The sequence below is a fragment of the Pseudomonas sp. 22515 genome (assembly GCF_052044625.1).
GTDB classification, from domain to species: Bacteria; Pseudomonadota; Gammaproteobacteria; order Pseudomonadales; family Pseudomonadaceae; genus Aquipseudomonas; species Aquipseudomonas alloputida.
Map to the genome: position 1 here is coordinate 85,494 of NZ_JBQENN010000001.1, position 24,441 is coordinate 109,934.

14 protein-coding genes and 1 pseudogene are annotated in these 24,441 nt (G+C 61.9%); 7 read left to right on the forward strand and 8 right to left on the reverse strand.

Annotated features, from left to right (window positions below; all coding sequences use genetic code 11):
- Positions 1-30 precede the first annotated feature (30 nt).
- Positions 31-378 (forward strand): YgiW/YdeI family stress tolerance OB fold protein, encoded by a 348-nt coding sequence (locus ACTJJN_RS00390; protein ID WP_003249161.1) that lies wholly within the window; start codon positions 31-33, stop codon positions 376-378.
- Between the two features lie 67 nt (positions 379-445).
- Here the strand turns inward: ACTJJN_RS00390 and ACTJJN_RS00395 are convergent, their stop codons facing one another.
- Positions 446-1,633, reverse strand: coding sequence for an MFS transporter (locus ACTJJN_RS00395; protein ID WP_227743112.1), 1,188 nt, complete (start codon positions 1,631-1,633; stop codon positions 446-448).
- Positions 1,634-1,797: 164 nt separating this feature from the next.
- On the opposite strand from ACTJJN_RS00395, the gene ACTJJN_RS00400 reads away from it, so the two are divergent.
- Positions 1,798-2,697 carry a LysR family transcriptional regulator gene (locus ACTJJN_RS00400; protein ID WP_012053946.1) on the forward strand — a complete coding sequence of 300 codons (900 nt, stop codon included), beginning with the start codon at positions 1,798-1,800 and terminating at the stop codon, positions 2,695-2,697.
- 76 nt (positions 2,698-2,773) lie between these two features.
- Positions 2,774-3,547, forward strand: a complete 774-nt coding sequence (locus ACTJJN_RS00405) for a ParA family protein (protein WP_003249168.1) — start codon at positions 2,774-2,776, stop codon at positions 3,545-3,547.
- On the opposite strand, the gene trxC is transcribed toward ACTJJN_RS00405, so the two are convergent.
- From trxC to ACTJJN_RS00425, 4 genes are all read right to left on the reverse strand, one after another.
- Positions 3,544-3,978 carry a thioredoxin TrxC gene (gene trxC / locus ACTJJN_RS00410; RefSeq protein ID WP_012053944.1) on the reverse strand — a complete coding sequence of 145 codons (435 nt, stop codon included), beginning with the start codon at positions 3,976-3,978 and terminating at the stop codon, positions 3,544-3,546. The genes ACTJJN_RS00405 and trxC overlap by 4 nt on opposite strands.
- A gap of 130 nt (positions 3,979-4,108) precedes the next feature.
- The gene (gene selO, locus ACTJJN_RS00415; protein ID WP_440780729.1) at positions 4,109-5,569 is read right to left on the reverse strand and encodes a protein adenylyltransferase SelO; all 1,461 of its coding nucleotides are present in this window, start codon (positions 5,567-5,569) and stop codon (positions 4,109-4,111) included.
- 162 nt (positions 5,570-5,731) lie between these two features.
- The gene (gene mscK, locus ACTJJN_RS00420; RefSeq protein ID WP_012053942.1) at positions 5,732-9,040 is read right to left on the reverse strand and encodes a mechanosensitive channel MscK; all 3,309 of its coding nucleotides are present in this window, start codon (positions 9,038-9,040) and stop codon (positions 5,732-5,734) included.
- A 35-nt stretch (positions 9,041-9,075) separates the two neighbouring features.
- Positions 9,076-10,818 (reverse strand): potassium/proton antiporter, encoded by a 1,743-nt coding sequence (locus tag ACTJJN_RS00425; protein WP_088512568.1) that lies wholly within the window; start codon positions 10,816-10,818, stop codon positions 9,076-9,078.
- Between the two features lie 177 nt (positions 10,819-10,995).
- Here ACTJJN_RS00425 and ACTJJN_RS00430 point away from each other — a divergent pair, with 177 nt between their 5' ends.
- Positions 10,996-13,146 carry a dermonecrotic toxin domain-containing protein gene (locus tag ACTJJN_RS00430; protein WP_440780731.1) on the forward strand — a complete coding sequence of 717 codons (2,151 nt, stop codon included), beginning with the start codon at positions 10,996-10,998 and terminating at the stop codon, positions 13,144-13,146.
- Positions 13,147-13,188: 42 nt separating this feature from the next.
- On the opposite strand, the gene betA is transcribed toward ACTJJN_RS00430, so the two are convergent.
- From betA to betI, 3 genes are all read right to left on the reverse strand, one after another.
- Positions 13,189-14,886, reverse strand: a complete 1,698-nt coding sequence (gene betA, locus ACTJJN_RS00435; protein WP_012053940.1) for a choline dehydrogenase — start codon at positions 14,884-14,886, stop codon at positions 13,189-13,191.
- 77 nt (positions 14,887-14,963) lie between these two features.
- Complete coding sequence (gene betB, locus ACTJJN_RS00440) at positions 14,964-16,436, reverse strand: betaine-aldehyde dehydrogenase (RefSeq protein WP_003249182.1); 1,473 nt, start codon at positions 16,434-16,436, stop codon at positions 14,964-14,966.
- 39 nt (positions 16,437-16,475) lie between these two features.
- Positions 16,476-17,132 carry a transcriptional regulator BetI gene (betI, locus tag ACTJJN_RS00445; protein WP_003249185.1) on the reverse strand — a complete coding sequence of 219 codons (657 nt, stop codon included), beginning with the start codon at positions 17,130-17,132 and terminating at the stop codon, positions 16,476-16,478.
- A gap of 532 nt (positions 17,133-17,664) precedes the next feature.
- On the opposite strand from betI, the pseudogene ACTJJN_RS00450 reads away from it, so the two are divergent.
- From ACTJJN_RS00450 to ACTJJN_RS00460, 3 genes and pseudogenes are all read left to right on the forward strand, one after another.
- Positions 17,665-19,199: pseudogene (locus tag ACTJJN_RS00450) on the forward strand (BCCT family transporter).
- Complete coding sequence (locus tag ACTJJN_RS00455; protein WP_173881252.1) at positions 19,147-19,611, forward strand: hypothetical protein; 465 nt, start codon at positions 19,147-19,149, stop codon at positions 19,609-19,611. Before ACTJJN_RS00450 ends, ACTJJN_RS00455 begins: the two are co-directional and overlap by 53 nt.
- Positions 19,612-19,728: 117 nt before the next feature.
- Entirely contained in the window at positions 19,729-24,414 is a 4,686-nt protein-coding gene (locus tag ACTJJN_RS00460) for a dermonecrotic toxin domain-containing protein (protein ID WP_088512566.1), read from the forward strand.
- The last annotated feature ends 27 nt before the right edge of the window (positions 24,415-24,441 follow it).

The window sequence follows — 24,441 nt, forward strand, 5'->3', positions numbered from 1 at the left end:
CCATCGAAACCGAAACAGGACCCGATCCTCATGAAAATCCGTTATCTTGCCCTCATCCTCGCCCCCTTGTTCAGCGCTGGCGCATTTGCCGCTGGCTACACCGGCCCTGGCGCCCAGTCGGTAACCACGGTTGCCGCCGCGAACGACGCCGCCGATGACACCCCCGTCGTGCTGCAGGGCTTCGTGACCAAGAAGATCAACAACGACGACAAGTACGAGTTCAAGGACAACACTGGCACCATCACTGTCGAGATCGACGATGAGGACCTGCCGCCGACGCCGTTCAACGACAAGACCAAGGTGAAGCTGACCGGTGAGGTGGAAAAGCACCTGATGAGCCGGGAAGTGGATGTGGATATTGTCGAGATCATCAACTGATCTGATGGCCTCTTCATGGGCACGCCCGCTCCCACAGGTTGTGGGTGCAGGCGTGCCCACGAATGCCTCACACCGTTTTGGGTGGTAACTTGCTCAGGTGCAATGCCACCAGCAATGCCACCGCCAGCAAGCTGCCAATGAACAGCCCAATCCCGTTCCAGCCCCACTGGTGCCAGAACACCCCGCCCGCCGTACCGGCCACGCTGGAGCCAGCGTAGTAGCAGAACAGGTACAGCGACGACGCCTGCCCCTTGGCCTTCAGCGCCCGGCGGCCGATCCAGCTGCTGGCCACCGAGTGCGCACCAAAGAAGCCGAAGGTGAACACCAGCATGCCCACGATCACCATCACCAGCGGACTGGCCAATGTCATCAGCAAGCCACCCGCCATTACCACGATACTGGCCCAGAACACCTTGCGCCGGCCCAGTTTGTCCGCCAGCGCGCCGACCTGTGCCGAACTGTAGATACCCGACAGGTAAACCACCGACAGCAAGCCGACCAGCGCCTGGTTCATGTGGTAGGGCTCGGCCAGCAGGCGGTAGCCGATGTAGTTGAACAGGGTGACGAAGGCGCCCATCAGCAAGAAGGCTTCAAGAAACAGCCAGGGCAGGCCTGCATCTTTGAAGTGCATGACAAAACCGTCCAGCAGGCTGCGTGGGTTCATCGTCTGTGCGCGGAAATTGCGTGATTCCGGCAGCACCTTCCAGAACACCAGCGCGGCCACCAGGGCCAGGCCGCCAATGGTCAGCATCGCCGTGTGCCAGCTGACGAAGTCGATCAGTACGCCAGTGATGAGCCGCCCGCTCATGCCGCCAATCGCGTTGCCGCCGATGTACAGGCCCATGGCCAGGCCAATGTGTTGCGGGTGAATCTCTTCGCTCAGGTAGGTCATCGCCACTGCCGCCAGGCCGCTCAGCGACAGGCCGACCAAGGCGCGGGTGGCCAGTACCAGCTCCCAGCTGGGCATCACTGCGCTGGCCAAGGTGGACAGGGCGGCGCAGACCAGCGCGAACACCATAACGGGTTTGCGCCCGATGCGGTCAGAAATGGGGCCGGTGATCAGCAGGCCGAACGCCAGCATGGCGGTGGACACAGACAGTACCAGGCTGCTCTGCGCCGCGTTGATGGAAAACTCGTTGGATAGCAGAGGCATCATTGGCTGTACGCAGTACAGCAAGGCGAAGGTGGCGAAACCGCCGCTGAACAAGGCCAGCACGGTTTTCATGAAAGCGGGTGTGCCTTTTTCGATCCACATTTCGGTCAGGATGGCAGGTTGTGGCTCAAGGAGGAGGGGGGCTACTGCAGTTTTCACGGGCGGTACCTCTGGCGCAATGAAAAAAGCATATAGCTGGCTAACGATTAGATCCAATATATTGTTCGACCTATTTGAGATGTTTGGCGACTTGTTTGGAGCAGATCATGGAATTGCGTCATCTGCGTTACTTCATTGCTGTGGCCGAAGAGCTGCACTTTGGCCGCGCCGCCCAGCAGCTGGGTATTTCCCAGCCGCCCTTGAGTCAGCAGATCCAGGCTCTGGAGCAGGAGTTGGGGGCCCGGTTGTTCGACCGTACCAATCGTCGTGTCGAACTGAGCGAGGCCGGGCGATTGTTCCTCGAGGAAGCGCGCCAGGTATTGGCACAGGTGGAGAAGGCCGCGGATGTAGCTCGGCGTGCGCAGTTGGGCGAGCTGGGCGAGATGAAAATCGGTTTCACCTCCTCGGCCCCATTCACCTCGAAAATCCCCAAGGCCATTCATGCCTTCCGTCAGCGCTTTCCGGCGGTGCACCTGAACCTCAAGGAAATGAGCAGCCGTGATGTTGCCGAAGGGGTATTCGACGAGACCATCGAGGTGGGGTTGATGCGGCCGATGCCGCTGCCGGAGGGGTTGGTGGCCACCGAGTTGTTCCGAGAACCGTTGGTGGCGGTGATCAATGCTTCGCATCCGCTGGCTGAGGGCACTGAGCAAGGCGTCTACATGGCGGCGTTGGCCCCTGAGCCCTTCGTGTTCTTCCCGCGCAGTTATGGCAGCGGCTTGCATGCACAATTGCTGAGCCTGGCACGGCATGCGGGTTTCAGCCCCCATTTTGCGCAAGAGGCAGGGGAAGCGATGACCATCATCGGCCTGGTCTCGGCGGGGCTGGGGGTGTCGGTGCTGCCGGCGTCGTTCCAGCGCATGCGTATAGAAGGTGTGGTGTACCGCACCTTGCTCGATGAAGAGGCGATGTCGGCGGTGTGGCTGGTGCAGCGTGAGCGCGGCCATTCGGTCATGGCCAAGGCATTTGCCGAGTTGTTGACAGGGCAGGTGGTCGGTCAGGCGTGATGCCGGTCAAATGGCACTGGTCATTGCCCCACTGCCGCCACATACTCGGGCATTCGTTGATACACGGAGGTCAATCATGCGGCGCGTGGTGTTCAATCAGAAAGGTGGCGTGGGCAAGTCGAGCATTGCCTGCAACCTGGCGGCGGTCAGTGCCAATGAAGGCTACCGGACCTTGTTGATCGACCTGGATGCCCAGGCGAACTCGACCCAATACCTCACCGGCCTGACCGGCGAGGACATCCCCATGGGCATCGCCGACTTCTTCAAGCAAAGCCTTTCCAGCGGGCCGTTCAGTAAGAAGAACAAGGTCGATATCTACGAAACCCCATTCGACAACCTGCATGTGGTCACCGCCACTGCCGAGCTGGCCGACCTGCAGCCAAAGCTGGAGGCAAAACACAAGATCAACAAGCTGCGCAAGTTGCTCGACGAGCTGGACGAGGATTACGAGCGTATCTACATCGATACCCCGCCGGCGCTTAATTTCTATGCGGTTTCTGCGCTGATCGCTGCCGATCGCGTGCTGATCCCCTTCGACTGCGACAGCTTTTCGCGCCAGGCCCTGTATGGCCTGCTGGCCGAGATCGAAGACCTCAAGGAAGACCACAACGAAGACCTGGTGGTCGAAGGCATTGTGGTCAACCAGTTCCAGTCACGTGCCAGCCTGCCGCAGCAGATGCTCGACGAGCTGCTGGCCGAAGGGTTACCGGTGCTGCCGGTGTACTTGGGCAGTTCGGTGAAAATGCGCGAATCGCACCACGCCAGCCTGCCGCTGATTCACCTGGAGCCGCGGCACAAGCTGACTCTGCAGTTTGTCGAGTTGCATTCGCTGCTTGAGGAGAATGCTTAAACCCCGTGGTTACGCAGCCACTCCAGCAGGGACTGGAGTGGAAACGCCCCGGCCTGGCGGCTGATTTCGCGGCCGTTCTTGAACAGCAGCAGGCTGGGGATCGAGCGTATGCCCAGTTGCCCTGCGAGGTTACGGTTGGCTTCGCTGTCGAGCTTGGCCAGGCGGCAGCGGCCAGCAAGCTTGCGGGAGGCCTCTTCGAAGGTGGGGGCGAATGACTTGCACGGGCCGCACCAGTCGGCCCAGATGTCGACCAGCAGCGGCAGGTCGCCTTTGATCTGGCTGGCATAGCTGGCTTCGGTGAGCTCGAAAGGGGTGCTCAACAGCACGTCCTGTTTGCAGCGACCGCATTTCGGCGCATCGCCCAGGCGCTCGGCGGGCAGGCGGTTGAGGCCGTTGCAGTGGGGGCAGGGGATTACCAGTGGGTCGGTCATTTCATCTCCGGTGTTGGGTTCACGGTTTCCTTGTGGGAGCGGGCGTGCCCGCGAACACCGGCGAAGCCGGTGCAATCCATCACGTTGCCTGCTTCGCGGGCAAGCCCGCTCCCACAGGATTCGGCGCTAATCAGGAAGAGCAGCTGATTTCCAGGTGCTTGCCCCACTCCGGCGGTCGCTCGGCGTAGGCCTGCATCCCGGGCTGTTCCTCGAACGGCCTGGTCAGGACTTGGTGCAGCCGTCGAACTTCACTGTAATCACCCGCCTCGGCCGCTTCGATGGCTTTCTGCGCCAGGTAGTTGCGCAGCACGTACAGCGGGTTCACCGCATGCATCCGCTCACGGCGGCCTTCGGCATTGCCGGGTTCACGCCTACAGCGGGCCAGGTAGTCTGCGCCCCAGGCATCGAAACCGGCCAGGTCGATAAAGTCATCGCGCGCCACCTTCAGCGCCTCAGCCCCCGGCTGCTCACCCAGTTTGCGGAAGAACAGGCTGTAATCCACGCCACCGCGTTGCATGCACTGCAGCAGGCGCTCGACCAGCGCCATGTCATCATCTTCGGCGGTGGTCAGCCCCAGGCGCCGGCGCATCAGGTCCAGGTAATGGGCCTGGTACAGCGGCAGGAACAGGCCCAACGCTTCCTTCAGTGGCTCAACTTCGATCACGGTGGTCAGTGCCTGGGCCAGCGCGCTGAGGTTCCAGTGGGCGATGGGCACTTGGTTGGCGTAGCTGTAGCGGCCTCGATCGTCGGAGTGGTTGCAGATGAAGTTGGCGTCGAAGTCATCCAGGAACGCATAGGGGCCAAAATCGAAGGTGATGCCGAGGATCGACATGTTATCGGTGTTCATCACGCCGTGGCAGAAGCCATACGCCTGCCAGCGGGCGATCAGTTCGGCATTGCGCTCGACGATGGTGCGGAACATGGCCAGGTAAGGCTGCTCGGCGTCACGGCATTCGGGATAGTGCTGTTCCAGCACGTGGTCGATCAACACGCGCTGCTGCTCGGGTTGCTTGGTGTAGTAGAAGTACTCGAAATGACCGAAACGCACGTGGCTCTGCGCCAGGCGCGTCAGCATGGCCGCGCTTTCACGGGTTTCGCGCCACACCGGGGTGCTGGAACCGATCACGCACAGTGCCCGGCTGGTAGCGATACCCAGGGCGTGCAGGGCTTCGGAGGCGAGGAACTCGCGAATCGACGAGCGCAGCACGGCGCGGCCGTCACCCATGCGGGAGTAGGGTGTCTGGCCGGCGCCCTTGAGGTGCAGGTCCCAGTGTTCGCCTACGTCGTTGAGCACTTCGGCCAGTAGCAAGCCACGGCCGTCGCCCAGACGTGGGTTGTACGAGCCGAACTGGTGGCCGGAATAAACCATCGCCCGAGGGTCGGCCTCTTCCCACAGTTTGTGGCCGCTGAACAGTTCGGCGAACACCGGCAGCTCGGCCTGGGCGGGGTCGAGGTCGAGCAAGGCCATGGCCGACTCGCTCGCTACCACCAGGCGCGGGTCTGCAATGGGCTCGGGCAGCACCTGGGTGGAGAACGCATCGCCCAGGCGGGCGAAGCGGTTGTCGAAGGTGAGTTGGTCGAGGGCTTTCACGGGACTGCTCCTTGGAATCGGTGCCAATGGGGCCGCTTGGCGGCCCCTCGCGGGTGAACCCGCCCCCACAGCGGCCAGCGCCCGATGTAGGAGCGGGTTTACCCGCGAACGAGGGCAAAGCCCTCGCAGCCATCTTGCACAGAATAAAGCATTCGAGCCCATTCAGGCCGAAGCAGTGCCATCCAATTTCGGCTGTTCCATCGGAATCAATTGCTGTTTGCTGCCCTTGGCGTCCATCAGGAATACCTCTACCTGGCGTACCGAGATCTTGATGTTGTGGGCCTTGAACTCGCGGTTGATGTAGCGGTTGATCTCGTCCAGCGTCGGGTTGCGGTCGCCCAGGTCGCGCACGTGCATGCGCAGTTCGTGGTCCAGCGAGCTCTCGCCGAAGTTGAGGAAGTACACGATCGGTTCCGGATCCTTGAGCACACGTGGGTTCTCATGCGCGCCCTTGAGCAGCAGGTCGCGCACCAGGTCGAGGTCTGAGCCATAGTCGATGCCCAGCTTCAGCGTCACCCGGGTGACCGTATCGGTCAGCGACCAGTTGATCAGTTGGCCAGTGATGAAGGTCTTGTTGGGGACGATGATGTCCTTGCGGTCGAAGTCGGTGATGGTGGTGGCACGGATGCGGATCTTGCTTACCGTGCCCGACAGGTTGCCGATGGTGATGGTGTCGCCAATCCGTACCGGGCGCTCGAACAGGATCATGATGCCGGAGATGAAGTTGGCGAAGATTTCCTGCATGCCGAAGCCCAGCCCTACTGACAGCGCAGCCACCAGCCATTGCAGCTTGTCCCAGCTCACCCCCAGGGTCGACAGGGTGCTGACGATGCCGATGCCGACGATGGTGTACGACAACAGCGTGGTGGTGGCGTAGGCACTGCCCTGGGCCAGGTTCAGGCGAGACAGCACCAGTACTTCCAGCAAGCCTGGCAAGTTGCCGGCCAGGGCGAAGGTGATGCCGACGATCACCAGCGCGCCGAGCAGGTCGCCGAGGCTGATCGGTACCATGCTGGCGGCGGCGCCGGTGCCGCTGGTGTATTCGTAGAGGACGAAATTGTTGAGGTAGGCGAACACCGAGATCAGGTCGGCCCATACCCAATACAGGCCGGCGATGAAGCCGCCGAGCAGGGCCAGGCGGATCAGGCGCAGCGACTGCTGGTTGACCTGTTCGATATCCAGCGTTGGCTCTTCGGTGATGACTTCGCCATCCAGCCCTTCCTTGGCTGCCGCACGTTTGGTCAACGCACGCTGGTAGGCCAGGCGTCGTGCAGCCACCGACAGGCCGCGCACGAAGGCAGCCTCGATCACCAGCCAGAACAGCAGCAGGTACAGGGTGTAGATGAGTCGGTCGGTAAGCTTCAGTGCCGTGTAGTAGTAGCCGAAGCACACGGCGACGAACAGGGCGATGGGCAGGGCGGTGAACGCTACCCCCACCGCCCTGCGGAACAGCGAGGTGTCACGGTGTGCCGGGCTGCTGAGCAGCAGGCGGCTGAGCAGCCAGGCCATCAGCGCATAGCAGGTCAGCACCACGCCGATGCCCAACACGTCGTCTGCCAATGCCGAAGGCTGGTGCTCGGCCACCGCCACCACGCCGACCAGTGCCAGCACCACGGTGCCCAGGCGGCGAACCCAGCCGCGCAGGAACTCGACCTGCGGTTTGTGCCAGCGGAAGTGGACTTCCGCCACGCCACCGGGTGCGAGGATACGGTAGGCGGTATAGAACACCAGCCAGGCCTGGGCCAGCTGCCAGAGTGCGGCGCCCAGGTTGGCATTCTGCCCGCGGGCGTCGATCTGCAGGGCGTAGCTGCACAGCGCCAGACCAAGGCTGACCGGCATCGCCAGCAGAATGTTGATTAGGATTGCCTGGGGCGTGTGCCATTGGCTGTCACGGCGGAAGTGGCCGATATCCTGGTGCACTTTGCCTAATCGTTGGTAAAGGTATTTGCGCCGCCACAACAGCGCGCCGATCACCAACAGCAGCGGCAGGAACAGCAACGGGCGCTGGCTCAGGCCATCGGCCAGCTCTTTCAGGCTGGAGCCCCACGGCAGGTTGGCGACCTGGTCGGCCAGGCGCTCCGGCACGTATTGCAGCCAGTCCCAATCCAGCGGCTTGTTGCTGGGGATCCAGAACATTTGCTCGTCGAGGGTGGTGCGCAGGCTCTGCGCGGTGCCCAGCAGCTGCTTCTGGTTGAGCTGCAGGGTGATCGATTCGTTGAGCAGCGCCGACAGCTCGCGGTTCAGCCGCTCCAACAGGTCGCTGCGGGTGATGGCCACTTCCAACAGGGCCTTGCGCAGCTGCGGGGTCACATCTTCCTGCGGTTGCGCCGCCAGCAGCTTGTCGACGTAGGTGACCGGGCTGCTCATCTGCTCGCGCTGCTGGTTGACTTCGAACTGGTACAGGCGGGTGTCGGCGATCTGGTCGGCCAGGTCGCGGTCGACCTTCAGGTGCGGCAGGGTCTGTTTCTGCTTGTAGAGAATCTTCGACAGCAGCAGGCTTCCCTTGAGCACGTTGATCTGCTCGTCAAGCGCCTGGTCGGCCTGGGTCAGGCTGTCGAGTTGCTGTTTGGTGCGCAGGTTCTGCTGGGTCAGTTCGTTAAGGCGGTCGGTGCTCTTGAGCAGGTAGTCGGAAAGCTTGAGGTTGATCGCGCTTTCAGTGGCCAGCAGGCTGCTGCCGCCGGCCTTCTGAGCCTCAATCGACTGCTGGGTGACGGCTTCCTGGGACTGGGCCAGGCGTTTGGCGTTGATCAGCGTCTGCAGGTCCTGGATTTCCTGCTCCAGGCGCGCAGCGCGCTCGACCAGCAGGTCGTGACGCGCATTGCCGAGGTCTTGCAGCAGGCTGTTGCCGGCCAGTTCCTGGCGGCGCAGCAGGGTCAGCGCGTTGAGCGAGGCCAACTCGGCGTTGAGCTGGTTGCGCTGGTCGGCATTGATGGCTTTGCCACCGTCCTTGCCGGTTTTGAGGATGTTGTTGATCTGCTGGGTGCGGGTCTGGCTGCTGCTGATCTCGGCCTGGGCGCGCTCGGGGCGGGTTTGCGAGTTGATGATCAGGCTGTTGGCTTCAGACAACGCCTTTTGCAGCTCGCCCTGCAGCGTGTTGCGTTCGCTGAGCATCTGTTCAAGCTGTGGCACGGTGAGGTTGGCGTAGCGCTGTGCCACCGGTTGTGCCTTGGTTTCCTTGAGCCTGGCCAACTCCTTCTGGCTGTCGCTGGTCTCCTTGGGGGCGCTGCTCAGCTGCTGCTTGAGTGCAGCCAGTTTCTTTTCGTTGTCTTCCTTGGCAGCAAGCAGGCTCAACGTTTGTTCAAGCACCTGCTGCAGCGCCTTCTGGTCTGCCTCGGGCAGCTTGCGCTCGGCGATCTTGTCGAGGCTGTTCTGGACACTGGCGGTGGTCGGGGCTTCTGCCGCGCTAGCCGCAAAAGAAAGGGACAGGCACAACCCGAGCAGGGCTGTGCGAAGGTACACGCGCAGGGACATAGGCAGACTACTTGTGGATCCGGCTGAAACGAAGTTTAGAGGAACAATCCTGGTCCGGGTCGCGTTCCTTCGGGGAATCTGACGCCTACTTTCTGGATCTTGTTCCCGTCCATGGTTGCCACGGTCCAGATCGTGCCATGCCATTCGACCTGGTCCCCTACTACTGGAGCGCCTCCGACCTTCTGTCGGATGAACTGCGCCAACGGCATTTTTGCGTCGAGGCCATCGAGCTTCAGGCCATACAACGCTGCCACCGCCCCCAGTTCGGCATCGCCTTCGAGCACGAAGTCGCCGAAGAAACGCAGGTCCAGGCCACGCTGTGGCGCCTGGCTGAACAATTTGCCGAGGGCCGGCAGGTTGTGCTCGTGGCCGATCACGCAGAGCATGTCGCCCACTTCCAGCACGGTGCTGCCCGACGGGTGCAGCAGTTGCTCGCCACGGAACAGCGCGGCAATCCGTGTGCCTTCGGGCATTTTCAGCTCGCGCAGGGCGGCACCAATGCACCACTTTTCGGCGCCCAGGCGGTAGACGAACATCTCCCACTCGCTGGTGATGTGCACCTCAAGGGCGGAGCGGGAAATCGGCGCCGGGTCTGGCGGTACGGTCACTTTCAGCAGTTTGGCCATCCACGGCAGGCTGGTGCCCTGCACCAGCAGTGACACCAGCACGATGAAGAACGCCAGGTTGAAGAACAGCTGGGCGTCTGGCAGGCCCGCCATCAGCGGGAACACCGCCAGAATGATCGGTACCGCGCCGCGCAGGCCGACCCACGAAATGAAGCCCTTTTCGCGGCCGTGAAAAGCCTTGAACGGCAGCAGGGCCGCGACCACCGACAGTGGCCGCGCCACCAGGATCATCCACAGCGCCAGGCCCAGTGCCGGCAGGGCGATAGGCAGCAGGTCGTGCGGCGTGACCAGCAACCCCAGCACCAGGAACATGCCGATCTGCGCCAGCCAGGCCATGCCGTCGAGCATGTGCAGGATGCCGTGGCGGCTGCGGATAGGCTTGTTGCCCAGCACCAGGCCGCACAGGTAAACAGCGAGAAAGCCGCTACCATGCAGGGCGTTGGTCAGCGAGAACATTACCAGGCCGCCGGCCACTACCAGAATGGGGTACAGGCCGCCGGCCAGATTGATACGGTTTACCAGTTGCAACATCAGCCAGCCGCCGCCCAGGCCCAGCAGCGTGCCGATACCGAACTCACGCAGCAAGTGGCCCAGCAGGCTCCAGTGCAGGCCGGTCTCGCCGCTGGCGATCATGTCGATCAAGGTGACAGTGAGGAACACCGCCATCGGGTCGTTGCTGCCCGACTCGATCTCGAGGGTAGCGGAAACCCGCTCGTTCAGGCCTTTGCCGCCGAGCAGCGAGAACACTGCAGCGGCGTCGGTGGAGCCGACAATAGCACCGATCAGCAAGCCCTGAATCAGGCTCAGGTTGAACAGCCAGGCGGCGATCAGGCCGGTGAGGGCGGTGGTGATCATCACCCCGACCGTGGCCAGCGACAGCGCCGGCCACAGCGCCACGCGGAAGCTTGCCACCCGCGTACGCAGGCCACCGTCAAGCAGGATGACGGCCAGTGCCAGGTTGCCCACCAGGTAGGCGGTTGGGTAATTGTTGAAGATGATGCCGCCACCATCGACACCGGCGAGCATGCCGACGGCGAGGATGATGACCAGAATAGGGATGCCCAGGCGCGACGATAGCGAGCTGACCAGGATACTTGCACCCACCAGCAATGCGCCGATCAGGAACAGGCTGTTGATGGTGCTTGCATCCAAAGGCAGGTACTCCGAGACAGCGGGGAAGGGACGTGGTAGCGCATTTTCCAGCAAAAGCTAGCAGGTCGCGTGCCAATCGATTCTAACCTGAGGCCGACGCAGGCTGTAAAGCGATACCGCATCGTCGCTGCGGCTTGCGGCTGTAATGGTTTGCCCACTGTCAGGCAGCCAAGTGACATGAATGTCAAAGAAACCATTTCTCTCGCCCAGGTGGCCCAGCGCCTGCTCGGGCAATTTCCTGATTTGCACAGTTTGGCGCGCCAGGCGGCGGGCCATGTGCTTCGCCGCCAACTGGGGTACTGGCTGGATCCGGACGGCCTTTATTGGCACGAGTTCCAGTCGGCGGCCAGCAGTGCGTTGAGCTTCACCGGCTGGCGCCACAGTGGGCCGCCACGACGCTCTTTGAGCTTTACCGAACTGGTCATCCAGCGATTCAGCCCGCAGCAGCAGGCCAGTGCTGACGAGTTGAGTATTTATGGTGGCTTCTACAGGGTGGATGCCAGCCACGCAGTTTACGACGAACGCAACGAAGTGCGGCTCGACCCTCAGCAAGTACTGACGGCGTTCTGGCGGTTGGACTTTGCAGGGCGCTACACCGAGGCGCTGAGCACGTTTCGGTCACGGCATGGCGAAGACTATTGTGTCCTGGCCCGCGCCCGCTTCATTGCTGCTGTGGGCCAATCTGGGTTGAGCGAACCTGAGCGCCAGGAACTAATGGGGGTGACGCTCGCTGCACCCGCACTGCCGACTACCGTAAAAGCCTTGCGACTGGCCCGGGAAGGGAGTGCTCAATCTGGGTGGAACGCGCTTGTCATCGGCGGTATCAGCGCCAAGCTGATGTTCTTGCGCAAGCTGAAGACTGGCAGGTTGTGCCTCTACCTTGCCGATGTTCAGGCTGTGGTGCAGGTGTTCGACGATCGTCATGCGTTTCAGGAGTGGATGGCTGACCAGGCCGCCACGACGGTGGGGCGAGAGCGGCTGGTCAGGCTGTTCGTCGGGGACGGGGTACTGGCGCAGTCGCTACGCCCGCGACTACGCAATTACTTCAAGTTGCTCGCACAGTCGCGAGGTGACACCGCCATCTTGGGGCAGTCCATTGAAGGGGACCTGTTCGTTCGTCTACGTGATGCGGTGATGGATGATCTGACCCGCGACGCTCACGAACGGCTCACCACCAATGCCCAGCTGCGAAAGGCGGAGTGGCTGGCGGGCGTGCAAGCGGCGAGCTTCGTGCTAGCACCGATGGCGCCGTTTGGCTGGCCAGTGATATTGGCATCGCTCGGTCTGGGCACCGCCAGCCTGGCGCTGCATCTGGACAGGGCAATCAATGGCAAGCAGGCCTGGCGCACGGCGGCATGGTGGTCAGTACTGACGGATATCCTGTTCATCCTGCTTGATATAGCCATGCTGCGAGCCAGCGAGCTGTTTACCGATGGCCACGTCCCCCCGCGGGTGGCTGGCCAGGCGCAAGCCTCTGCCGCCAAGGTCGACTGGGGGCTTTACATGGCCCCGGCGGCGGATGAATTGCTGGCGGTGTCGGATCAGACGCTGGCCCGCCAGCAAGCTCTGTTGGGCGCGGTACCGTGGGCTGATCTCGATGCCTTGGGCCCCAATGGCGAGTATCTGGATGCCTTCAGTGAACCCTACCCCGTCTTTCGCGATGAGCACGGCTTTGGCTCGCCCGCCATTGCCGAGTACACCAGCTCGCCGGAGCGCTACAACAACCTGTGGCGGGGTATGCCGCTAGAGGGCACGCGCGCCGCGCATATCCAGCGCAGCCATGCGCTTGCTCACGCACTTGGGCAAATCGGCGTGACTAATCAAGTGAGGCTGTATCGGGCTGCCTCCAGCCTGCGGGGCACGGGTTTTCAGGCAGTTGGTGAGGGCGCCATTGAAGTGGGTGACGTGCTGGTGACCACCGACTTCACGTCATTCACTGAAAACCCCTATGCCCTCTGGGAGGTTTTCAACGACCCGCAGGCTCAAATCAGTGGCAGGGATGTTTTTGATGAAAACGCGTTGGTTTATGTGTTGGAGCCGGGCGAGGATATGCAGGCGACGCCTATCGGGCCCTTTTCAAGGCGACCGGATGAGGCGGAGTCTTTGATGATGCCCGGGCGCTACCTGCAAGTGGAAAAGGTGACGGCCGTTCAAGGGCACAATTATCGCTTTACCGAGGTGTGCCTGAAGGCACTGGCGCAGGCGCCAAGCGGGAAGGCAGTGCGTGATATGCGCACAGGCACGCTGTTCGATCGCCAGGCACTGGCGATGCGGCTGGGCACGGAGGATGATTCGTTGATGCGCACATTCTTTGCGCTGCCCTCCTGAGCGCACGTGAAAGGGGCCGCTGAGCGGCCCCTGATCAAGGCCTCAGCCCTGCTTCACTTCACGCATCGGCTTGCCTTTCACTGGCGCATCGCCCGCCACGTAGTACTTGGCGGTGCTGCGCGGCAGTGGCTTGCGGCCACGGATCTTGTCCGAAATCTTCTCGGCGATCATGATCGTGGTGGCGTTGAGGTTGCCGGTGATGATCAGCGGCATGATCGAGGCATCGACCACGCGCAGGCCCTTCATGCCGTGCACACGGCCTTCGCCGTCGACCACCGCCATGTCGTCGGTGCCCATCTTGCACGAGCAGGACGGGTGGAAGGCAGTTTCGGCGTGCTCGCGGATGAACTTGTCCAGTTCTTCGTCGGTTTGCACGTGGGCGCCCGGGCTGATTTCGCGGCCACGGTACGGGTCCAGCGCCGGCTGGGCCATGATTTCACGGGTCAGGCGAATGCCGTCACGGAATTCCTGCCAGTCCTGCTCGGTGGACATGTAGTTGAACAGAATGCTCGGGTGCTGGCGCGGGTCTTTCGACTTGGCCTGGATGCGGCCACGGGCAGGCGAGCGCATGGAGCCCATGTGCGCCTGGAAGCCATGTTCCTTCACGCCATTGGAGCCGTTGTAGTTAATCGCAACCGGCAGGAAGTGGTACTGGATGTTCGGCCACTTGAACTCAGGGCGGGTACGAATGAAACCACCGGCCTCGAACTGGTTGCTGGCGCCGATGCCGGTGCCATTGAACAACCACTCGGCACCGATGGCCGGCTGGTTCCACCACAGCAGCGATGGGTACAGCGATACCGGCTGGGTGCAGGCGTACTGCAGGTACAGTTCCAGGTGGTCCTGAAGGTTTTCACCAACGCCCGGAAGGTCGTGCACAACCGGGATGTCGAGGCTTTCCAGCAGGGCGCGCGGGCCGACGCCGGAGCGCTGCAGCAGCTGCGGCGAAGCGATGGCGCCAGAGCTGACGATCACTTCCTTGCGGGCGCGGGCTTCCACGCGTTCTTCGCTGTCGCCGACCAGGTAGGTTACGCCTACGGCGCGCTTGCCGTCGAACAGCACGCGGTCGGTCAGGGCGTGGGTGACGATGGTCAGGTTCGGGCGTTTCTTGGCCTGGTCCAGGTAGCCACGGGCGGTGCTGGAGCGGCGGCCGTTCTTGGTCACCGAACGGTCCATCGGGCCGAAGCCTTCCTGTTGGTAGCCGTTGAGGTCTTCGGTACGCGGGTAACCGGCTTGCACACCCGCTTCAACCATGGCGTGGAACAGCGGGTTGTTGCCAGCCTTTGGCGTGGCGACACTGACCGGGCCGTCACCACCGTGGTAGTCGTTAGGGCCGATATCACGGGTTTCGGCTTTGCGGAAGTACGGCAGGCAGTCGAGGTAGGTCCAGTCTTCCAGGCCTGGCAGTTCTGCCCAGCCGTCGAAGTCCATGGCGTTGCCGCGGATGTAGCACATGCCGTTGATCAGCGACGAGCCACCCAGGCCCTTGCCACGGCCACATTCCATACGGCGGCCGTCCATGTAAGGTTCCGGGTCGGTCTCGTAGGCCCAGTTGTAGCGGCGGCCTTGCAGCGGGAAGGCCAGGGCGGCTGGCATCTGGGTGCGGAAGTCGAAGCGGTAGTCGGGGCCACCGGCTTCCAGCAGCAATACGGTGACGCCGGCGTCTTCGGTCAGGCGGGTCGCCAGGGTGTTACCGGCCGAGCCGGCACCGACGATGATGTAATCGAATTCTTGGGACATGAAAGTGCCCTCGTGTTGGCGGTGATCGGGGAGCGGGTACGCCCGTGCGCGGTGGCACGGGCGAGGCTAGACAGGGTTCAGAAAACCGAGTTGTAGCCGCCCAGCTCGACCTGGACCGACTTGATGCGAGTGTATTGAGCCAGCGAGCTGACGCCGTTTTCACGGCCGACGCCCGACTGCTTGTAGCCACCTACCGGCATTTCGGCCGGCGATTCACCCCAGGCGTTGATCCAGCAGATACCGGCTTCGAGCTTGTGGATGATGCGGTGGGCGCGGGTGATGTCGTTGGTGCAGACGCCGGCGGCCAGGCCGTAGTCGGTGTCGTTGGCACGGCGGATCACTTCTTCTTCGGTTTCGTAGGTGAGGATGCTCATCACCGGGCCGAAGATCTCTTCCTTGACGATGGTCATGTCGTCGGTGCAGTCGGTGAACACGGTCGGCGCAACGAAGGCACCTTTGGCGAAGTCACCGGCAGTCAGGCGCTCGCCACCGCACAGCACGCGGGCACCTTCTTCCTTGCCCTTGGCGATGTAGCCCAGCACGCTTTCCATGTGCTGGAAGCTGACCAGCGGGCCGAAGTTGGTGTTTTCGTCTTCCGGGTTGCCAACGCGGATGCGGGCAACGCGCTCGGCGATCTTGGCTTCGAAGGCCGCCTTCATTTCAGCCGGGATGAACACGCGGGTGCCGTTGGTGCACACCTGGCCCGAGCTGTAGAAGTTGGCCATCATGGCGATATCAGCGGCCTTGTCCAGGTCGGCGTCGGCGCAGATGATCAATGGCGACTTGCCGCCCAGTTCCATGGTCACTTCCTTCAGCGAAGAGCTGGAGGCGCTGGCCATGACTTTCTTGCCGGTGGTGGTACCGCCGGTGAAAGACACTTTTTCGATGCGCGGGTGCTCGGTCAGCCAGGTGCCGACTTCGCGGCCGCTGCCGGTCAGAACGTTGAACACGCCGTTTGGCAGGCCGGCTTCGGTGTAGATCTCGGCCAGTTTCAGGGTGGTCAACGAGGTGACTTCCGACGGTTTGAAGATCATCGCGTTGCCAGCGGCCAGGGCCGGGGCAGATTTCCACAGGGCGATCTGGATCGGGTAGTTCCAGGCACCGATACCCACGGTTACGCCCAGCGGCTCGCGGCGGGTGTAAACGAAGGACGATTCGCGCAGCGGGATCTGCTCGCCTTCGATGGCCGGTACCAGGCCTGCGTAGTACTCCAGCACGTCGGCACCGGTGACGATGTCGACGTAGCGGGTTTCGGAGTACGACTTGCCGGTGTCCAGGGTTTCCAGCATGGCCAGTTCGTCGTTGCGCTCGCGCAGGATGTCGACGGCGCGGCGCAGGATGCGCGAACGCTGCATGGCAGTCATCGCAGCCCAGACTTTCTGGCCACGCTCGGCGCTTTCGACGGCTTTCTCGACGTCAGCCTCGGTAGCACGTTGCACGTGGGCGAGGACTTCGCCGGTAGCCGGGTTGATGGCTTCGAACGTGGCATCGCTGCCAGCGTCGACGTAAGCGCCATCAATGTAGAGTTTTTGCGTTCCGAAACGGGCCATAGTGTCCTCGCAAGTGCAGTGTGTGGTTTGGCTTGCGCGTCACGCTCCTGCCGGGTTGGCAAGTGCCGTGCGCGCTTGTTCAGCGGCCTGGTCGTTGGTGCCCAGGGTGTGCTGCTTAGCCAGTTGTAGATCCATGTATTCGTAAGCAATCCGTATTGCCTGATCGGTGTCGAATGCATCACCCGACAGGGCGCCACGCAGCCACAGACCGTCGATCAGGGCTGCCAGGCCGCGGGCTGCCTTGCGCGCATGGTAGAGCGGCAGGGCGCGGCGGAACTGGCAGCACAGGTTGGAATACAAGCGGTGGTCGTTGATCCGCTGCAACCTGTGCAAATCGGGCTGGTGCATGCTGGAAGCCCAGAAGGCCAACCAGGTTTTCATTGCCGGGCCGTTTACCTGGCTGGCATCGAAGTTGCCCTCGATGATCACTTTCAGGTGGGCGCGCGGGCTGTCGTCTTTCAGGGCCTGGCGACGTGCTCTGACGCCTTCGTTGAGCATGCTCATGATGTAACCCATCGTCGCTGCGATCAGGCCGTTCTTGTCCCGAAAGTAGTGACTGATGATGCCGTTCGACACACCGGCCAAACGGGCAATCAGCGCAATGCTGGCGTCCCCCAGTCCGACCTGATCGACCGCCTGCAATGTGGCTTCGATCAACTGCTGGCGCCGGATGGGTTGCATACCGACCTTGGGCATCTTGCTATCTCCTCAGGCCTGCGAGCAGACGACAGGCGGCTGACTCGGCGAAGGCCAGTCTATTTTGTTTTGATTGAACGTTCAATCAATAAAGAATAAGCTCTGCGACAATTTGTGCCATTGACAGTTTTTCAGGCGGTCGAGACGGCACGGATTGACACCCCAGGAAATCGCGTAACCCCCGGAATACAAGGTGTTGACGGGCATGAGCGATGCGAAATGCAGATTCTGCCGTACGGCCATTGGCCCTGCGACAGGCCCTTGGAGCGGGCGGGGTGATCTGTGACGAATGCGCGCACCTCCGTTGAGGCGTGGCATTTTCAGCAGGCCACCTGTCTGTTTTTGGCAACGTATCGATTCGGGATCACGGTTTCCAGGGTTCTTTTATAACACCTGATGCAGTGGGGATATTCCACCAATTGCTCGGGAAAGACTGATTAGCCTCCACAGCCGCACTGCCCGGAGCATTCGTGCAATGAGTTCTGCCTCACTTACCAAGCCCCCCGCCGAGAGGGTACGGGTCAACCGCGTGGTGTTCTTCACCTCCGCGCTGATGATCCTTGTTCTGACTGCCTTGCTGATCGCTGTACCCGAAACCGCCGGCCAGGTGCTGGGCGTGGCCCAGAAGTGGCTGACGCGCACCTTTGGCTGGTACTACATGCTGGTCATCTGCGGATACCTGCTGTTCGTCGTCTACCTGGCTTTCTCCGACTACGGCAGCCTCAAGCTGGGTGGCAAGGACGACCAGCCTGACTTCAGCTACGGCGCCTGGGCCGGCATGCTGTTCTCGTCCGGTATCGGTATTTCGCTGCTGTACTTCGGCGCCTCCGAGCCCCTGGACCACTACTTCAACCCACCGGAGGGCACCCCGGCCAGCCTCGAGGCCGCGCGCCAGGGTCTGCAGCTGACCTTCCTGCACTGGGGCCTGCACGGCTGGGCGATCTATGCCCTGGTGGGCCTGGCGGTGGGTTACTTTGCCTACCGCCACAACCAGCCGCTGGCACTGCGCTCGGCGCTGTACCCGCTGGTGGGCGAGCGTTGGGTCAAGGGCGCTGCCGGCAACGCTGTCGACATCTTCGGCATGTTCGTCACCCTGCTGGGCCTGGTGACCAACCTGGGCATCGGCGCGATGCAGGTGTCGTCCGGGCTGGAATACCTGTTCGGCATGGACCACAGCAAGACCAACCTGCTGGTGGTGATCCTGGTCATGGCTGGCGTGGCTACCGTGGCAGCGGTATCGGGTGTGGAAAACGGTATTCGCCGCCTGTCCAACCTGAACATCATGCTGTTCAGCGGCCTGTTGATCTTCGTGCTGCTGGGCGGCGAAACCCTGCACCTACTCAACGGCTTCGTGCAGAACGTCGGCGACTACCTGAACGGCATCGTGCTGAAAACCTTCGACCTCTATGTGTATGAAGGCGAAGCCGGCAAGTCGGAGCGCTGGCTGGGCCTGTGGACCGTGTTCTACTGGGCCTGGTGGATCTCCTGGGGCCCATTCGTCGGCATGTTCATTGCGCGTATTTCCAAGGGCCGCACCGTGCGCCAACTGGTGATGGGTGTGCTGCTGATCCCGCTGGGCTTCACCCTGGCCTGGCTGTCGATCTTCGGCAACACCGCACTGGACCTGGTGATCAACCAGGGCGCCGTGGAGCTGGGCAAGACTGCGCTGGAACAGCCATCGATGTCGATCTACCAGCTGCTGGAATACTTCCCGGCAGCCAAGATCGTCATTGGTGTGGCAGTGTTCGTCGGTTTCGTGCTGTTCCTCACACCGGCCGACTCCGGCGCGGTGATGATGGCCAACCTGTCGTGCACAGGCGGCAAGGTCGACGAGGATGCCCCGCACTGGATGGTGGTGTTCTGGTCCGTGGTGATCACCCTGGTCACGATCGGCCTGCTGTTTGCCGGTAACTTCGAAGCCATGCAGACCATGGTCGTGCTGGCGGGCCTGCCATTCTCGGTGGTGCTGGTGCTGTTCATGTTCGGCCTGTACAAGGCCATGAAGCAGGACGTGGTGATCGAGCAGGAGCGCGCCGAACTGGCCGCCCGTGGCCGTCGCGGCTTTAGCGAGCGCCTGACCCAGCTGGAACTGCAGCCGACCCAGGCCGTGGTGCAGCGTTTCATGGACAAGCAGGTCAGCCCGGCGTTGAAAGAAGCCGCTGCACAGCTGCAGACGCAGGGCTTCGAGGTGGAAACCCGCGTTGGCCAGTCGCGCAACCTGATGGGCTTGCGGGTGATGATGGAAGAAGGCAACCCTTTCGTCTACGAAGTGAGCCTTGACGGCTATATGGCCGCGTCGAGCGAGGCGCCGGTCGAGGGTGAGCCTGAACTGCGCCAGCGCTTCTACCGCGCCGAGGTCTACCTGCATGACGGCAGTCAGGAGTACGACCTGATGGGCTTTGCCCCAGACCAGATCGTGCGTGATGTGCTCGATCAGTTCGAGAGCCATCGCCAGGTGCTTGGCCGCGTCTATAGCTGACTTCCCGGCAGGCCGCCGCACTGCCAGGTGTCGCGGCTTGCCAGCAGCAATATGTAGCACCTCATTCGATAACATCTCCAGGACGCTTTGTGGTTCATTCCACAACGAGTCCTGGTCATGCCCGCCACTCACGCGCACAACCTCAATCACGCAGTCGCCGCCCAGTTCGCCAGCCGTCCTGCATTCCGGCAGGTCGCAGGTGAACAGATCATGAAGGTGATCCTGGAGCACTATCCTCTGGTTGGCGTGCATCGCCCTGAAATGACCTCGGCTGCACCGCTGTACCTGATGTCCATGCAGCCGGATGGTGTCTGGCACCCTCAGCCGCTGGTGGATGTTGTGCTGCAGGCCCTGCTTGAGGCTAAACCACTGGACCTCACCCCAGCGGGTGACTACCGCCTTAGCCTGAACCCGCCCAGGCGCTTTTTCGCCATCGAGTCGAGCTTCGAAACTGCTGAGGGCGATTTGATCGAGCCCGCGCGCCTGACCGATGGCCTCAACGCGTTGCTGCCGATGCTGCTTTGGCACTTCCAGCAAGCGCAGATCGACTATTGGAACGGCGACGCCACGATCGACCGGGACCTGTGGTTGCAGCAGTTGTTGCGCGCCAACCTGCTCGACGGCCTGAAGGACGAAGCGCTGGACGACGAACAACGCAAGCTGCTGCGTGACCTGATGATGGGCAACCGTACCGGGCTCGATGTGCAGCTGGTGCGGGTGGCGTTACGTGAGGGTAAAGACACGTTCCATGAGCTGTTGCCCGGTTTGCTGATTACCGCCTCCAGTGAAGTTCGCGAACTGACACTCTGGTGTTCTCCCGAAGGCTTGGTCCGCAGTTTCGACGCCCAGGCTGCGTTCGGCTCGGCGTTGCAAATGCAGATGGCGGGACGTTACCGGTTTGATGAGTTGAGCTGGCAAGGCCTGACTGTGGAGGGCGACGCTTTCGCCCTGTACAGCGCCTTGTTGCTGGAAATCTTGCTCGAGCGCGTGGCCCGCCTGCGCTGGAGTGCGATCGACAGCGTCGACCAACTGGAGCATTACTGCCATTTGGCCTGCGACCCCGCGTCCTTTTTTGCCGAGTTCAGTGACTATGGCTCCGGTGGGCTGGGCTTGGCGCTCCCCAAGGGCCTGTCGCGAGCCGATACGGATAGCCAGACCGCCTACCTACAAGCCATGCTCGACTTGTCGCTACTGCAACAGCGCACCCCAGCCCAGGGCATTCAGGACGGTCTGCCGGACTTGCACACCTATGCGGCGACGCGCCTGCGCGAGGAGATGCTGCATGACCACCCGGTGGACGCCAATTACTTTCCTGATGACCTTATCCTCACTGTCGAGCGCTTTGTCAGTGACGGTCACGGGCTGGGCTTCGGCCAGAAGACCGGCGACAAGAAGCTGACTTTGACGCAGTTGGCGATCGGCCGCCTGGATGCCACCGCAGGAGGGGTGGTGACACACATCGCGCACCGTGAAAACCAGCTGATCATGAAGTGGATGACCATTGATTACGTCCGTGAGCTGGTACAGCGAGTCGACATCGGCGGCAGTTATCCACGTCATGTACAGTCGATGATCGATCGCTCGGCGAGCCGGGCCGAACACATCTCGGCATTTGCCATACGCTGGCGTATCACACTGATGTTCGATGCTGCGCGGGCGCGTGCCGTCAAACGGCTCGACAAGTTCGCTTACGGCGCCCTGGCAGAATTCTGCCGTAGCGGCCAAGAAGGTGCAGCCGCTGTGCGGATTGCACCGCTTGCGTTCAAACGCTCGCCGACATCAGAGAGGGTCGACGTGGCGCATGGTTTCTACGTGATCGAAATCATCGAGTTGGGTGTTCATCTGTTGTACTGCCCGCTGTACACCGAAAAGGCGCTGATTCAGTTCGGCAGCGCTCAGGCACTGTTGGATGCGATCAGCCGCCCGGGGGCGTTGCAGGACAGTGTGCTGCTGTGGATCGAGCAAGCTCAGCGCGCGGTCTACGATAATGGCGGCTTCCGGGAGCCGCACCTGCCCCAATGGCTGCTCGACCCTTACACCCTCCCGGAGAAACCGCAGCCTGTTCAGTTGGCGCTGCAATTCTGGGCGCGGGACGTGGATCGGCAGATGTTCGAAGCCAAGGGCCGGATGTTGCTGGAGCTGGCGGATCGCAGCGCCATGAGCAACAGCGAGGTGCGCTGGCGGCTGGTCACGGCATTTTCCTGGGAACTGCTGAATGTTGTGTTTCCGGTGTTACCGGGGCCGCTCACCTCGGTTGCCTGGCTCTATATCGGCATGCGCAGCTTGATCAACGATGTGCATGGCCTGGCCAGTTCACATTTCGACGAGCGCATCCAGGCGATGGTCGATGTGCTGAACAACACCTTGCTGGCGCTGATACACCTGCAGACGCCGAAGCTGGCAGCCCCGCCCGTCTCTGGCGACCTGCCGCCATCGCTGCTCCAGGGGCCAGCTGCAGGCGATGGGATCGAGCTGGCGAACCTTTCCACCGCGACGCGGGAGCCCAGCGTCTCGGTCGACAGCCTGCAGGCGATGGCCAACACCCACCTCGACTTTTCCTGGCGTGGGGCTGGGGGGCTCAACGGCCTGTCGAGTGCCCAGCGCGGCCAAATGCGGGCGTTGGCGGCCAGCGTTTCGCTGGAGGGGCGTAAACCGCAGACGCAGGGCGTGGCTGCGGGGCTGGTGCGGATTGGGGATGATTTCTATGTGTCTCTGGACGGTAATGTCTACCGAGTCAGCCTTGATAACGCAGCGTTTCGCATCATCGGTTCGGACGGCACGGTTGGGCCCTACCTGATGCGCGACGGCGATGTCTGGCACCTCAATAATTCGCGCTTGCACGGTGGCAATGATCGCTCCGGCGAGTTGGCCCGCGAGCGACTGCGCAAGAAGCTTAGCGGGCCGATCGCCAAGGCTCAGGCCGAGATAGAGCGGCTTATCTTGACCGCGGAGGCTGCCACGAAGGATTTCAACGCGTTGAGCGAGCAGATTGTCGGTTTGCGTGATCCGGTTAAAAAAGTCGAGGATCGGTTGCAAAAGGCGCCACCCACCGACCCAGACGAACGTGCGCAATTCGAGCAGGCTACCGCGTTGTTCAAGCTCAAGTTCCAGCAGTTGCAAGAGCAGACGAATACGTTGCGCAACCAGCGCCTGCCCTTGAACGAGAGATTGTTCCTTGATTATCTCGAGGCCGAACGCAACATTACCTACGTGCTTGACAAGTCGAGCGCCTCGACGCACGTCGGCAGCGTGAGAGATCAACGGATACTCTTGGGCCAGGTCCGCAAGAACCTGATCAGCTTTGGCATGTTCTTCATTGATGAGCTCCTGGCCTTGGGAGGGTTCAGGGAATACGACCAACTCACCAATGCGCTCAATGACGCACCGCCAGAGAAACAGGCCGAGTTGTATGTCAGGTTCCGGACGATGTTGGAGAAGTTGCTTGAAGAGCAGCCCAGGATCATCAATGTCTCCAGCCAGCTGGATCGCCTGTTGGCCATCACCGATATCGACATGCAAGTGCCTTACATCAATTCCACTCTGACCGTCTCGAGCATTATCGCGAGCCGTAAGACGACCACGATCAACATCCGTTTTTTCCAGGCCATGGGCCTGGTCGAGCTGGCCCTGCAGTGGCACAAAGGCACGCCTACCCAGCACTACATGATCTTCCGCCATGCGCTCGCCAGTCAGCGTCTGCGGGTGGCCGCACAAACGCATCATCTGCTGATGTTCTGTGACTTGCCTGTCGCCGAACGAATCGAGGTGCTGCAAAGTGCGTGGGACGAATACCTCGCGGCGATTCTCAACGCCGAACGGATCAAGACACTCGGCAGCAAGCTCATCGATGTCCAGCGCCTTGAGGCCTACAAGCAACAGATGGTGGAACTGAAAACCATAGCCGGTGAGGCGTTGGTCGAGGCCATGCGCGAGCAGGCGGACGGGCAGGTCCGTGGCACACGTCGTGCGGTTTATTCACGAAAGAGCCTGCAGGTGGCCCATACGCGGGCTGGTCAGATAGTCATTGGCAGCGAATCGGTGGTCGAGGGGCAGGCTGTGCTGCAAGTTGTAGCGGCTTTCAACAAGAGCGCGCTGCATCGCTTCCAGAAACAGGGAAACACCTGGGTTGAAGAGGTAGCCGCGGGCGAACCGGAACAGCCATCGCGGACTTCTACGCCGGAGTCCGAAAGGAACAACCGGGAGCTGGCCGAGGCCATGCTGGCACAGAACGAAAATGTCATCGCTCAAGCCAGAGCCCTGGTTGCCAAGGATGCTGACGACATGGGCCTGATGTCGATGCTGGACGGCCAGATCAACGAAGTGGCCGAGCTGCGTGAACAGCTCAGCGATGCCAACGCCGAGCACGCGCTGCTGGCGGGCATGGACGATGCGCTGATTCAGTTGCGTCAGGCCCGCCGCGACTGTTTGGTAGCGCTTTACAGCAAGACGCGCTATCCAGGTTCCAGAGGGCTCAATTTTCTCCATCAACAGGGGCTGCTCGCCGTGGAATATGTCGGGCCTCGGCAGGTGGTTTCCGATGGCTATCTGGACGAGTACCGGATCAGCCTGTTGCGTGCGCCCGGTGAGAGTCGAGGTAAACCCTTGTGGGCCGCGCATTTCCATTTTGCCGACTCGCAGGCGGCGCCGACGGCGTTTGGCAAAGGCCATCTCAAGCTGTGGAGCCAGCGCAAGATGGGGTATCGCGAGCAAATGAAGGCGGCGAGCGAGGGGCAGGTACTGAGCATTTATCGGGGTAACCTGACCTATGCACAGGCCAAGGATGTCATTCCGTTCAACCTCTGAACATTCGCCCGGGTGGCCCAGCGCCGC

Coding starts and splice junctions, on each gene's coding strand:
- trxC (WP_012053944.1), bottom strand. CDS start 3,978: ATGACCGACCCACTGGTAATCCCCTGCCCCCACTGCAACGGCCTCAAC.
- mscK (WP_012053942.1), bottom strand. CDS start 9,040: ATGTCCCTGCGCGTGTACCTTCGCACAGCCCTGCTCGGGTTGTGCCTG.
- betA (WP_012053940.1), bottom strand. CDS start 14,886: ATGTCCCAAGAATTCGATTACATCATCGTCGGTGCCGGCTCGGCCGGT.
- ACTJJN_RS00430 (WP_440780731.1), top strand. CDS start 10,996: ATGAATGTCAAAGAAACCATTTCTCTCGCCCAGGTGGCCCAGCGCCTG.
- ACTJJN_RS00400 (WP_012053946.1), top strand. CDS start 1,798: ATGGAATTGCGTCATCTGCGTTACTTCATTGCTGTGGCCGAAGAGCTG.
- ACTJJN_RS00395 (WP_227743112.1), bottom strand. CDS start 1,633: ATGTGGATCGAAAAAGGCACACCCGCTTTCATGAAAACCGTGCTGGCC.
- ACTJJN_RS00390 (WP_003249161.1), top strand. CDS start 31: ATGAAAATCCGTTATCTTGCCCTCATCCTCGCCCCCTTGTTCAGCGCT.
- ACTJJN_RS00405 (WP_003249168.1), top strand. CDS start 2,774: ATGCGGCGCGTGGTGTTCAATCAGAAAGGTGGCGTGGGCAAGTCGAGC.
- betB (WP_003249182.1), bottom strand. CDS start 16,436: ATGGCCCGTTTCGGAACGCAAAAACTCTACATTGATGGCGCTTACGTC.
- ACTJJN_RS00460 (WP_088512566.1), top strand. CDS start 19,729: ATGCCCGCCACTCACGCGCACAACCTCAATCACGCAGTCGCCGCCCAG.
- betI (WP_003249185.1), bottom strand. CDS start 17,132: ATGCCCAAGGTCGGTATGCAACCCATCCGGCGCCAGCAGTTGATCGAA.